Annotated in this window: 11 protein-coding genes; 1 reads left to right on the forward strand and 10 read right to left on the reverse strand. The window is 73.9% G+C overall.

Features of this window, described 5'->3' with window-relative positions; translation table 11 throughout:
* Positions 1-146: 146 nt before the first annotated feature.
* The 7 genes from ACFVIU_RS23790 to ACFVIU_RS23820 form a co-directional block, all read right to left on the reverse strand.
* Positions 147-1,421 (reverse strand): hypothetical protein, encoded by a 1,275-nt coding sequence (locus ACFVIU_RS23790; RefSeq protein WP_385844855.1) that lies wholly within the window; start codon positions 1,419-1,421, stop codon positions 147-149.
* Complete coding sequence (locus tag ACFVIU_RS23795) at positions 1,418-2,611, reverse strand: hypothetical protein (protein ID WP_385844856.1); 1,194 nt, start codon at positions 2,609-2,611, stop codon at positions 1,418-1,420. Before ACFVIU_RS23795 ends, ACFVIU_RS23790 begins: the two co-directional genes overlap by 4 nt.
* On the reverse strand, positions 2,608-3,432 hold the full coding sequence (locus tag ACFVIU_RS23800) for a hypothetical protein (RefSeq protein ID WP_385844857.1): 825 nt from the start codon (positions 3,430-3,432) through the stop codon (positions 2,608-2,610). The genes ACFVIU_RS23795 and ACFVIU_RS23800 overlap by 4 nt, the downstream gene beginning before the upstream one ends.
* 40 nt (positions 3,433-3,472) lie before the next feature.
* Positions 3,473-4,156 carry an LPXTG cell wall anchor domain-containing protein gene (locus ACFVIU_RS23805; RefSeq protein WP_385844858.1) on the reverse strand — a complete coding sequence of 228 codons (684 nt, stop codon included), beginning with the start codon at positions 4,154-4,156 and terminating at the stop codon, positions 3,473-3,475.
* A 229-nt stretch (positions 4,157-4,385) separates the two neighbouring features.
* Positions 4,386-4,568: a hypothetical protein gene (locus ACFVIU_RS23810; protein ID WP_385844859.1), complete on the reverse strand. Its 183-nt coding sequence runs from the start codon at positions 4,566-4,568 to the stop codon at positions 4,386-4,388.
* A 105-nt stretch (positions 4,569-4,673) separates the two neighbouring features.
* The gene (locus ACFVIU_RS23815) at positions 4,674-5,243 is read right to left on the reverse strand and encodes an ATP-binding protein (RefSeq protein ID WP_385844860.1); all 570 of its coding nucleotides are present in this window, start codon (positions 5,241-5,243) and stop codon (positions 4,674-4,676) included.
* A gap of 377 nt (positions 5,244-5,620) precedes the next feature.
* Positions 5,621-6,070 (reverse strand): STAS domain-containing protein, encoded by a 450-nt coding sequence (locus ACFVIU_RS23820; protein ID WP_385844861.1) that lies wholly within the window; start codon positions 6,068-6,070, stop codon positions 5,621-5,623.
* Between the two features lie 248 nt (positions 6,071-6,318).
* Here ACFVIU_RS23820 and ACFVIU_RS23825 point away from each other — a divergent pair, with 248 nt between their 5' ends.
* The gene (locus tag ACFVIU_RS23825) at positions 6,319-7,215 is read left to right on the forward strand and encodes an RNA polymerase sigma factor SigF (protein ID WP_385844862.1); all 897 of its coding nucleotides are present in this window, start codon (positions 6,319-6,321) and stop codon (positions 7,213-7,215) included.
* Between the two features lie 501 nt (positions 7,216-7,716).
* Here ACFVIU_RS23825 and hutI read toward each other — a convergent pair.
* Genes hutI through ACFVIU_RS23840 form a run of 3 tightly spaced genes read right to left on the reverse strand, consistent with a single transcriptional unit; the run spans position 7,717 to position 11,500 of the window.
* Positions 7,717-8,892 carry an imidazolonepropionase gene (gene hutI / locus ACFVIU_RS23830; RefSeq protein WP_385844863.1) on the reverse strand — a complete coding sequence of 392 codons (1,176 nt, stop codon included), beginning with the start codon at positions 8,890-8,892 and terminating at the stop codon, positions 7,717-7,719.
* A 20-nt stretch (positions 8,893-8,912) separates the two neighbouring features.
* Positions 8,913-10,286, reverse strand: coding sequence for a formimidoylglutamate deiminase (locus tag ACFVIU_RS23835; protein WP_385844864.1), 1,374 nt, complete (start codon positions 10,284-10,286; stop codon positions 8,913-8,915).
* On the reverse strand, positions 10,283-11,500 hold the full coding sequence (locus ACFVIU_RS23840) for an allantoate amidohydrolase (protein ID WP_385844865.1): 1,218 nt from the start codon (positions 11,498-11,500) through the stop codon (positions 10,283-10,285). Before ACFVIU_RS23840 ends, ACFVIU_RS23835 begins: the two co-directional genes overlap by 4 nt.
* Between the last annotated feature and the right edge of the window lie 57 nt (positions 11,501-11,557).

Raw genomic sequence — 11,557 nt, forward strand, 5'->3', positions numbered from 1 at the left:
TGTGTCGCGGGGGGGGGTGGGTGTGTGCGAGCGGGGGTGTGTTTCTTTTGTTGGGGCGTGGGGGGGGGCTGGGCGGCGGGGGGGCGGCGCGCCCGGTGGTGGTGGGGGGGGGGCGCGGGCCCTCTGTCATAGGTGGGGGCGCCCCTTCAGCGCGTACGGCGCCTCGGCATGAAGGTGAAGACCGCCGCGCCCAGCAGGATCGCCGTGCCCGCCACCAGGCCCAGGGCCTTGAGGGCGCCGTGGTCGTCCGCGCCGGTGTCGGCGAGGCCGCCGGAGCCCGAGCCGGAGGTGGACGCGGTGCCGGTCGAGCCGCCGCTGGTGGAGGTCCCGCCGGAGGCGCCGCCCGGCTGCTGGGCGGTGTCCAGGGTGAGGGAGACCGCCGTCTTCGTCGGGGTGCAGGTGGTGGTCGTACCGAGCGCCTTGACCGTCAGGACGCCCGGGGACAGGGTCGAGGTGCCGCTGGCGCCGGGCTTGTAGGTGCCGGTGAGGTCCGGGATCTCGATCGGCTGCCCGGATTTGATCGCCTGGGCGTTGGCCGGCCCCTCCACGTGCACGGTGCCCTTGTCCGCACCGCCCAGCACCACCTCCATGGACGGCTTCACCGAGTCCTTCGGGATGTCGGCGGGGCTGTCCATCACGGACTTCTTGAAGTGCACGGTGAGGCCGTAGTTCCCGCCGCTCTTGCGGGCGTCGATCTGCACCGGCGAGGTCGCGCTCTTGTCGCCGATCGGCGTCTTGCAGGCGTAGGGGATCTGCACCTCCTTGCCGGGGAAGTCGGTCTGCCCGCCGCCGCCGATCGGGGTGGCCGTCGGGGTCGCAGTCGGGGTGGCCGACCCCGTGGGTGTGGGCGTCGGCGTCGGCGTCGGGGTGGAGGTGCCGCCGCCCGCGCCGGTCACCTGGATCGTCGCCGCCTTCTGCACCGCCTCCTTCGGCGTGCACCTGGTGTCGGTCGACATGGCGTTCACGGTGTACGCGTCCGGTGTCAGCGTCACCGTCCCGGCCCCCGTCAGTTTCAGGCTGCCCTTCATGTCGGACAGCACCATCTCGCCGCCCTTGGGGACCGCCGGGTTCTGCCGCGGCCCCCGCAGGGCGACGTCGGCCGTCTGCGCCCCGGCCGCCTTCAGCACGCCGGAGGGCTGCACCGAGTTCGCGGGCAGGTCGATGATGTCCGGGTTCCTGGACGCGGCCTTGACGAACTTCCACACGATGTCCACCGTGTCGCCTACCTTGGCCGTGGCCGGGGCGGTGACCTGGACCTCGGTGGTGCCGTCCACCGGACTGATGCCCGCGGGGGGCACACAGTGAGTGGCGTACGACACCGTGGCCGCCTGCGCGGGTGCCGCGGCCAGGCCCAGCAGGACGCCCGCTCCGCTCAGCGCCAGCGCGGCACCGGCCGCCGTACCTCTCCTTCGGATGCTCACGTGGGTCCTTTCGTCGTGGGAGTCGGAGGACTCGTCGGGCTGTCGTCGGGCGGTGCGGAGAGCCGGCCGGCCGGGCCGCCCGGAGCGGACTCCGGGGTGAACCACGGCAGGGTCGGGGTCGTAGGGGGCGTGGGGGACGTGCGGGTCGTAGGGGCCGTGCGGATGGCCGGGGCGCCCGTACGGGCCTTACGGGTCTTAGGGGCCGTAGGGGACTTAGGGGTCGGCGGCCGTACCCGGTCCACCACGGCCATGCCGATGCGGAACAGCGCGGCCGGGACGACCAGGCAGAGCAGGAGCCGGAACAGCGTCACGCCCCAGGGGCGGCCCACGGCCCACGGCTGCTCGGCGAGGAGCCTTCCGCCGTACTTCAGGGAGACGGTGTAGTCGCCGTGCGCCCCGGCCGACAGCTCGACCGGCAGCTCGATCTCGGCCTTGGCGCCGGGCGCGAGGGTGCCGTGCCACTGCCGGTCGTCCCACTGCGGGGCGAACACGCCGTGCGCGGTGCCCACCTGGAACACCGGTTCCTTGATGGTGCCGGTGCCGGTGTTGCCGACGGTGAGGACGAGAGTGCGGCTCGGCGGGGCCCCGAACCAGGTCAGCACCGAGCCGGAACCGGTCAGCCGGGTGTCGGACAGCACCGCCAGCCGGCCGCCCGCGCGCTCGGCGGGCAGCGGCGCGACGGGGTGCCCGGCCACCTTCAGGACGGCGTCCGCCTCGGCTCTGGTCCCGGTGACGGTGGCCACGTGCACCACGCACGGGCAGGGCACGGGCGGCTCGGCGACCGGCAGCCGCCTGCTGAAGTCGCCCCGGGCGTCGGTGGTCACCGCCCGGCCGTCGCCGTTGGCGCAGGAGTTGGTGCCGCCGAGCACGCCCCGGGCGGGGGTGGCGCGCCCGCAGATCAGCAGCATCAGCAGGGTGCGCGGCCGCCAGCCGGTGCCGCCGACGGTGACCGAGCCGCCGGCGCCGGCCTCGGCCGCCGACAACGTCACCGTGGGCCGCCCCTGAGCCGCCGACAACGTCACCGTGGGCCGCCCCTGAGCCGCCGACAGCCTCACGGTGGGCTGTCCCTGGGCCGCCGGAGCCGGAGCCGCGGCCCACAGCAGGGCTGCCAGCAAGGCCGCCAGCAGGGCCACCGGCGCGAGCAGTGCCGCCGCCGCGGCCGGGCACCGGGTCCGTGGGGTGCCGTTCACGTCGACGCTCCCTCCGTGGCCGTCGTACGCCCCCGCCGCCGACGCCGTCGTACGACCCGCAGCGCGCCCGCCCCGGCGAGGAGCGCGCCGGCCGCGCCCGCCGGGGCCTGCCAGGGCACGAACCGCGCGGACGCGGTCGCCGTGGCGTGGGCGCCGCCGGCCGCCGTGACCGTGAGCCGTACGTCGACCGCGTCCAGTGCGGGCCGGTCCGGCCAGGGCTCGGTGAGGCGGAGGCGGGTGCCGGGGCGCAGCCGGACGGGCAGGGGGCGCGCGGGGCGGTCCAGGACCCGGCCGAGGACCCCGTCCGCGCGCACCGCGAGCCGCGGTACGAGGACGGTCGTACCGCGGTTGACCAGGTCGTAGGTGATGCGGTCGGCGTGGACGGCGAGATGCTCGACGGTGAGCGCGGCGAGCGCCGGACCGGCCACGCGCAGCCGCAGCGGCACGGTCGCGGTCCGGCCGCCGGGGTCGCGCGCCGCGATGGCGCCGGTGCGGTCACCGGGCTCGGCCCCGGCCGGGACGGTCACGGTGAAGGGCACCTCGGCGCGGGTGCGGGCGGGCACGCGGACGGACGCCGCGGCGAACGCGACCGGGACGCCGGTGCCGGACAGCCGTACGACGACGGGCCGCCGCCCGGGGTTGGTCACGGAAACGGTGTCCTCGAGGACCGTGCCGGGCGGTCCCTCGGCGTACAGGGAGGGGCGTCCGCCGCCCGCGGGCGCGAGGGTCCAGTCGGCGGCGGCGGCCGGGGCGGCGCCCAGGAGCAGCAGCGGGGGCAGCAGCGCGGGCAGGAGGCGTACGGCGCGGGGCAGCGGCGGCATGGGCGGCTCCAGCGGTGAGGGGCCGGGGGCGGCCGCGGTGTCAGCTGCGGGCGGTGTGGCCGCGCCGGGTCAGCCACAGGGCGCCCGCGGCTCCGGCGAGCAGGACCGTGCCGCCGAGCGTGCCGAGGGCGATCGTGGAGTCCTCGGGGCCGGTCTGCGGGAGGCTGCCGCCACCGCCGGAGCCGGAGCTCCGGGATGAGCCGTGGGAGGAGCCCGGCGCCGTCACGTCGACCGTCAGGCCCGGCTGGGGACTGTTGGTCGGGGTGCAGGTCGTGGTGGTGCCGATCGCCTTGATGGTGAGCGTGCCCGGGGTGAAGGTGACCTTGCCGGTCTTCTTCGGGGTGTAGACGCCGCTGAGATCGCTGATCTTGATGGGCGTGTTGGGGGGTATGGCGGCCGTGTTGGCGGAGCCGTTCACCGTGAGGGTGCCGCTGTCGGCGCCGCCCAGCACGACCGTGGCGCTCGGCGTCATCGCGCCCTTGCCCAGCTCGACGGGGCTGGAGGAGACGCCCTTCTGCCAGGACATGGTGATCCGGTAGCCGGAGCCGCTCCGGACGCCCGTCATGGCGATGGGCGAGACGGCGCTCTTGATGCCGATCGGCGTCTTGCAGCGGTAGTCGACGTCCACGACGGCGGCGTGCGCCGCGGGCGCGGCCAGCAGCACCGCCGAGCCGGCCAGGGCCGCGGCGGACGCGAGCGCGGCGGTTCGCTTCGGGTACGACACGTTCGGTCCACCCCAATCATTCCTGACGGCACATCAGATTCGGCCGTCAAGGTACGCCCGGGCCCCTGCGGAGGGAAGACGCATCACACGCCGGAGTTGTGGGGATCCGGCGGGTGCGCCGAGTGGCCGGAGTGGAGAGGCGTGGCGCGCGAGTCGCCGTACACACACAAGGTCTGCCGCACCGTCAGCAGCGGTGCGGCAGACCTGAGTTACGCGTCGAACGGCGTGACTACTCGTCGAAGTCGTCCGAGATGTCGTCGAACTGGGACTGCGAGCGCTCACGCACCTCGTCCTGCGCCTGCCGGCCGCGCTCCTGGCCCTGCTGGCCGCGCTGCTGAGCCTGCCGCTTGGCCTGCTCGGCCTTCTCCTTGGCCTGCCGCGCCTTGCCCTGCATCTCGTCCTTGATACCCATGGCTTCACTCTCCTTGGTGAGGGGGGTGAAACCACCGTCGCACCGGGCGGTGACTGTCGCCACTCGAACCGTCACCATCCGTGATGGCATGCCGATCGGCCGAGGTCAGGCAGGTGCGCCCAGTTCCGCCCACACCGTCTTGCCGGGGCGGCCGGTGGCCCGGACCACACCCCAGTCCAGGCAGAGCCGCTGCACGATGAACATGCCGTGACCGCCCGGGCGGCCGGCGCGGTGCGGGGTGCGGGGGGCCGGCTGGCCGGTGCCGCGGTCCGAGACCTCCAGCCGGATGACCTTGTTGTCGCAGGCGAGGACCAGTTCGTCGGGGCCGTCGGCGTGCAGGCAGGCGTTGGTGACCAGTTCGGAGACCACGAGCAGGACGTCCTCGGCGGCGGCCCGCTGGTCGGCGGTGGCGGCGGGCAGCCAGCCCCACGCGTACAGCGCCTCGCGGGTGAAGTCGCGGGCGAGCGGGACGACCCCGCTCGCGCCCTCCAGGCCGAGTCTGCGGATCTGCCGCGGCCGGGCACTCCGGGCGCCGTCGGCGCTCCCGGACGGCATGGACGGCGCGGCTGCCCCCGTGGCTGCGCCGGTGGCCGGCGCCTCCCCCTCGGACGCCCCGGAAGCGCCGCTGGGCTCCGGGCCGCGGTCGCCCGGCGAGCAAGGCCGGGTGGTGCTCATCAGCGCTTCACCTCACCGAATCACCAGTTCACGATGGAAAAGTCCGGCACCGCGGGGGTGCCGAGCGGTCTGTGTCGTTCTTGTTCTGCCTGCCCCTTGTGTGGGGCGTGTGCACGGGGTGCGGTGCGCGGCGCCGACCGTCGTACGAGCGCCCCGTGCGGGCCGTTCGCCGGTCCGGGGCGGATGCGGTGGCCGGCCACCGGCACGGGTGGCCGTCCGTCGCGATGACGGCCGCCGGGATGTCGTGCCCCCGGAATGCCTTCCCGCTCCCCTGCCCACTCCTGCCCGGCCGAACGAGCGGAACACCCCCGTCTTTCACGTGACGGGGGCGACACCCGGGACGACCGGCCATGGCGGCGGATCCGCGGCGGCAGTACTCAGTCGCCGCCCTGGGCGCCCCCGGCGGTGCCGGAGCCTTCCGTACCGCCCGTGCCGCCCGTACCGTCCGTACCACCCGTGCCGCCCGCCAGGGCCGCCGCCACCGAGTCGTGGACGGTGAAGACCGCCTCCGCCCCGGTGATCTCGAAGACGCGGGCGACCACGGGCAGCATGCCCGCGAGGTGCACCCCGCCCCCGGCGGCCTCCGCCTTCAGTCGGGCGCCGAGCAGGACGTTCAGCCCTGTGGAGTCGCAGAACTCCAGACGCGAGCAGTCCACGACGAGCCGTGAGTAGCCCTTTGCCAGGAGGTCGTCGAGGGGCTCACGCAGCAGATCGGCGGTGTGGTGGTCCAGCTCACCCGCCGGCGTGACGACGGCGCTGGCGCCCTCTTCCCGCACCTCCACCAGAAGCCGGCCCGATTGCGCGCTGCCGACCGTCCCGTGGTCCATGCCGTCTCTCTCTCCCGAGGTCGTGGCCGCTGATGCCCTCGAACATTACGCCTTCGATGCGCACTCCGACAGCCGACCAACCTTACATAATCGGACATACAGCAACAGAACGCACTTGCGATCGGTTCGGTAAAGCCGATAGGGCTAGTAAGGACACCTACCGCTACACGCCGGCTTCGGAGGCGCCGCACACCGCAGTGCACGTTCTGGCTTCGGCAGCCATATGCCGACAACGATGGAGGACACCCATGTCATCCCGGCTCGACGCAGCGCAGACGCGTATCGCGACGTCGACACCCCCACCGGAACAACTGGATCATCCCATCGACTCCCTCGACCCCGTCGAGGGCCTCCCGGAGATCCCCCCGTACGACGAGATCGGCGCGGTCGACGCGCGGGCCCTGTCCAAGACCCTCTTCGAGCGCCTCACCTCGCTGGAGGAAGGGACGCGCGAGTACTCGTACGTCCGCAACACCCTCGTCGAGCTGAACCTCGCGCTCGTCAAGTTCGCCGCCTCCCGCTTCCGCTCCCGCAGCGAGCCGATGGAGGACATCATCCAGGTCGGCACCATCGGTCTGATCAAGGCGATCGACCGCTTCGAGCTGACCCGCGGGGTCGAGTTCCCGACTTTCGCGATGCCGACCATCATCGGCGAGATCAAGCGTTTCTTCCGTGACACCTCGTGGTCCGTACGCGTCCCGCGCCGGCTCCAGGAGCTGCGCCTGGACCTGGCCAAGGCCGGGGACGAGCTGGCCCAGCAGCTGGACCGCGCGCCGACCGTCGCGGAGCTGGCCGAACGCCTCGGCCTCTCCCAGGAGGAGGTGGTCGAGGGCATGGCCGCCTCGAACGCCTACACCGCCTCCTCGCTGGACGCCCAGCCCGAGGAGGACGAGACCGAGGGCGCGCTCGCCGACCGCATCGGATACGAGGACCACGGCCTGGAGGGCATCGAGTACGTCGAGTCCCTCAAGCCGCTGATCGCCGAACTCCCCGCCCGGGACCGCAAGATCCTCTCCCTGCGGTTCGTGGCGAACATGACCCAGTCGGAGATCGGCGAGGAACTCGGCATCTCCCAGATGCACGTCTCCCGTCTGCTGTCCCGCACCCTGATGCGCCTCCGCAAGGGCCTCACCCTGGAGGAATAGCCCCTCGCAAGGGCCTCACCCTGGAGGAATACCTCCGCAAGGGCCTCCCCACCGGACGAACCGGGCCACCGTACACACGGTCGGCCCGGTCCGTCCTGCCTGCCTGCCTGCGGTCACAGCAGGCCGCCGAGGCGTGCCTGGTGATGACGCCGCAGGACATCGCGACACTGCACATGCTGTGGCCGGGCCGGTGGCAGCCGCCGCGGGACCGGCTGCGGTTCCCGCCTGATCCGGGCAGTGTCCTGGGGCCCTGCTTGAGGCCCCGCGCAGCCTCGACGACCTGGCCGAGGTCATGGCCCGGATACCGGCCGACGAAAAGGCCGCGGTCACGACGCTCGGCGCTGCCCGCTGATCCTCCAGGAAATCCGCGATCGCGGACTCACCCAGGACTTCTCCAGAATCGCCGGAGGCAGGACCGCCCTCCTGCCCGAGCGCCGCAGGGAACGCGCTCTGATGCGGAAGGCCCTGACCGCCTGGCACGCCGGTCAGGGCTGACCCCTCTCACACCACCCGCACACCCCTGCGCCACACCCCGGTGACCAGCGGAACCCCCGGGCGGTAGGCCAGGTGGACGTGGCTGGGGGCGTCGAGGAGGGTCAGGTTGGCGTAGGCGCCCGGGGTGAGGCGGCCGATGTCGGTGCGGCGGAGGGCGGCCGCGCCGCCCGCCGTGGCCGCCCAGACCGCCTCGTCCGGGGTCATCCGCATGTCGCGGACGGCCAGCGCGATGCAGAAGGGGACGGAGGAGGTGAAGGAGGAGCCCGGGTTGCAGTCGGTGGACAGGGCCACGGTGACGCCCGCGTCCAGCAGTCGGCGGGCGTCCGGCCACTCGGCGCGGGTGGAGAACTCGGCGCCGGGCAGGAGGGTGGCGACCGTGTCGCTGTTCGCGAGGGCGTCGACGTCCGCGTCCGTGAGGTGGGTGCAGTGGTCGGCGCTGGCCGCGTCCAGCTCGACGGCGAGCTGCACGCCGGGGCCGTAGGAGAGCTGGTTGGCGTGGATGCGCGGGTGCAGGCCCTTGGCCTTGCCGGCGGTGAGGATCGCGCGGGCCTGGTCGCCGTCGAAGGCGCCCTTCTCGCAGAAGACGTCGATCCAGCGGGCGTACGGCGCGCAGGCGTCCAGCATCTCGCCGGTGACCAGGGCGACATAGGCGGCCGGGTCGTCGGCGTAGTCCGGGGAGACGATGTGCGCGCCGAGGTACGTCACCTCGTCGGTGTGCCGGGCCGCGAGGCGTAGGGCGCGGGACTCGTCCTCGACCGTGAGGCCGTAGCCCGACTTGGTCTCGAAGGTGGTGGTGCCCTGGCGGAGGGCCTCGGTGAGATAGCGGGTGAGGTTCGCCTCCAGCTCGGCGTCGCTCGCGGCGCGGGTGGCGGCGACCGTGGTGCGGATGCCGCCGGCCGTGTAGGAGCGGCCGGACATCCGGGCGTTGAACTCCTGCGTGCGGTCCCCGGCGAAGACCAGGTGGGAGTGGGAGTCCACGAAGCCCGGCAGCACCGCCCGGCCGCCCGCGTCGACCCGGTTGTCAGTGGCGGGTGCTTTGCTGGATTCACCGGTCCACGCGATGCGGTCGCCGTCGATGACGACGGCCGCGTCCTGGATCAGACCGAGAGGGGACCTGTCGCCGAGGGAGGGGTCGTTGGTGACCAGCGTGGCGATGTTGGTGATGACGGTGCTGCTGCTCATGGTGTCCTCGTGGGTGGTCGTCAGGAGCGAAGGGCTTCGACTGCCCGCGCGAGCGCCTGCGGCACGTCCGGTACGAGCGTGTGCGCACCGTCGCGTACGACGTGCCGCCCGCCCACGACCGTATGCCGTACGTCCGCTGCCGTCGCCGCGAATACGGCCGTCTCGGCACCCAGAGCGGGCAGCGGTCCCGCTGTCCTGACCGAGTCCAGGGCGATCGTCGTCAGGTCGGCGAGCGCGCCGGGCGCGATGGTCCCGGCCTCGTCCCAGCCGAGGGTGGCGTGACCGTCGGCGGTGGCGGCCCGCAGCAGGGCGTCCGCCGTCCAGTGGCCCCGGGTGCGGGTGCGCAGCCGCTCGTTCAGCTCCATCGCGCGCGCCTCCTCCAGCAGGTCGATGACGGCGTGGCTGTCGGAGCCGAGGGAGAGGGGGGAGCCGGCCCGCTGGAGGGCCACGGCGGGGCCGATGCCGTCGGCGAGGTCGCGTTCGGTGGTCGGGCACATGCAGGTGCCGGTGCGCGAGCCGCCGAGCAGGGCGATGTCCTCGTCGGTGAGGTGGGTGTTGTGGACACCCGTGGTGCGCGGGCCCAGCACCCCGTGGTCGGCGAGCAGCCGGGTGGGGGTGCGGCCGTGCGCGGCCTGGCAGGCGTCGTTCTCGGCGGTCTGCTCCGACAGGTGCACATGGAGCGGGGCCCGCCGCTCCTCCGCCCACCGCGCCACGGTCGTCAGCTGGTCGGCGGGCACGGCCCGTACGGAGTGGATCGCCGCCCCGATCCGTGCGTGATCCCGTTCCTTGAGAACTGCACAGCGTGCCGCCCATGCCTCCGCGTCGCCGTCGGAGAAGCGCAGCTGGTGGGCGTTGGGGGCCTCGCCGAAGCCGGCGGAGAGGTAGCAGGTGTCGAGGAGGGTGATCCGGATCCCGGCCTCGGCGGCGGCCGCGATCAGCGCCTCGCCCATGGCGTTGGGATCGGCGTAGGGGGTGCCGCCGGGGGCGTGGTGGACGTAGTGGAACTCGCCGACGCAGGTGATGCCGGCGAGGGCCATCTCGGCGTACACCGCGCGGGCCAGCGCGTGGTAGCTCTCCGGGGTCAGCCGGTCGGCGACGGAGTACATCACCTCGCGCCAGGTCCAGAAGGTGCCGGAGCCGACCTGGACGGCGCCGCGCAGGGCGCGGTGGAAGGCATGCGAGTGGGCGTTCGCCAGGCCCGGGAGGGTCAGGCCGCGCAGCACCTCCGCCCCCGGCGGCGGGGCGGGGGTGGAGGTGTGGACGGCGGTGATGCGGCCGTCCGCCACCTCGACGGCCACACCGGACTCGACACCGCCGCCGCTGGTGCCACTGCCGCTGCCGCCGTCGCTGTCGCCGAGCCAGGCGTGCTCCAGCCAGTAGGTCCCCTTGGTCACCTGCAAGCCAGCCCTTCCAGTACGTCGGCGAGTGCGTGCACCCCGGCCACGCAGTCGTCCTCGGCCGCGAACTCGGCCGGGGAGTGCGAGACACCGGTGGGGTTGCGCACGAACAGCATGGCGGTCGGGATGCTCCCGGAGAGGATTCCGGCGTCGTGTCCGGCGCCGGTGCCGAGCACGGGCACCGTCAGCCCGGTGTCCCGGCCCAGGATGCGGCCGAGTTCGTCGCGCAGGGCGTGGTCGAACTCCACGACCGGCGTGAAGGACTCGCGGACGACGTCCAGGTCGATGCCGTGGGCGTCGGCGTACTCGCGGGCGGCCTTCTCGATGCCGCCGACGACCGTGTCCAGGGTGTCCTGGTCGGCGGCGCGGGAGTCCAGCCAGCCGCGCACCAGCGAGGGGATGGCGTTGACGCCGTTGGGCTCGACGGAGATCTTGCCGAAGGTGGCGACGGCACCGGCGAGTCGTGCCTCGCGGCGGGCGGCGAGCACGGTCTCGGCGTAGGACAGCATCGGGTCCCGGCGGTCGGGCAGCCGGGTGGTGCCGGCGTGGTTGGCCTCGCCCCGGAAGTCGAAGCGCCAGCGGCCGTGCGGCCAGATGGCGCTGGCGATGCCGACCCGGTCGCCGGACAGGTCCAGCGCGCGGCCCTGTTCGACGTGCAGCTCCACGAAGGCGCCGATGCGGGCGAGCCGCTCAGGATCGGGGCCGATGGCCTCGGGGTCGTAGCCGGCGGCTGCCATGGCCTGGGGCAGGGTGATGCCGTCGCCGTCGGTGAGCCGGTGGGCCTGTTCGACGGTCAGCGCCCCGGCGGTGAGCCGGGAGCCGACACAGGCGAGGCCGAAGCGGGCGCCTTCCTCGTCACCGAAGTTGACGATGGCCAGGGGTTTGGTGAACTGCGCTCCCCTCCCGCGCAGTTCGTCCAGGGCGGCGAAGGAGGACACGACCCCGAGGGGCCCGTCGAAGGCGCCGCCGTCCGGCACCGAGTCCAGATGCGAGCCGGTGACGACCGCGTCACCGGCGGCCGGGTCGCCGAGCCAGGCCCACTGGTTGCCGTTCCGGTCGACCTCGTAGGCGAGCCCGCGCTGCTCGGCCTGCTCCCGGAACCAGGCCCGGCAGTCGGTGTCGGCCCCGGTCCAGGCGTAGCGGCGGTAGCCGCCGGAGGCGGGGGGGGGGGGGGCCGCCCGCCCCCCCCCCCCCCCCCACCGCGCGACCACCCCCCCGCCCCCCCCCCCCCCCCCCCCCCCCCCCCCCCCCCCCCCCCCCCCCCCCGC

Origin of the sequence: Streptomyces sp. NPDC127190 (assembly GCF_042672505.1) — a bacterium.
Classification (GTDB): domain Bacteria; phylum Actinomycetota; class Actinomycetes; order Streptomycetales; family Streptomycetaceae; genus Streptomyces.

Excerpts from the sequence above, each read along its gene's own strand:
- ACFVIU_RS23800 (WP_385844857.1), bottom strand. The coding sequence starts at position 3,432 with ATGCCGCCGCTGCCCCGCGCCGTACGCCTCCTGCCCGCGCTGCTGCCC.
- ACFVIU_RS23810 (WP_385844859.1), bottom strand. The coding sequence starts at position 4,568 with ATGGGTATCAAGGACGAGATGCAGGGCAAGGCGCGGCAGGCCAAGGAG.
- ACFVIU_RS23815 (WP_385844860.1), bottom strand. The coding sequence starts at position 5,243 with ATGAGCACCACCCGGCCTTGCTCGCCGGGCGACCGCGGCCCGGAGCCC.
- ACFVIU_RS23820 (WP_385844861.1), bottom strand. The coding sequence starts at position 6,070 with ATGGACCACGGGACGGTCGGCAGCGCGCAATCGGGCCGGCTTCTGGTG.
- ACFVIU_RS23825 (WP_385844862.1), top strand. The coding sequence starts at position 6,319 with ATGTCATCCCGGCTCGACGCAGCGCAGACGCGTATCGCGACGTCGACA.
- hutI (WP_385844863.1), bottom strand. The coding sequence starts at position 8,892 with ATGAGCAGCAGCACCGTCATCACCAACATCGCCACGCTGGTCACCAAC.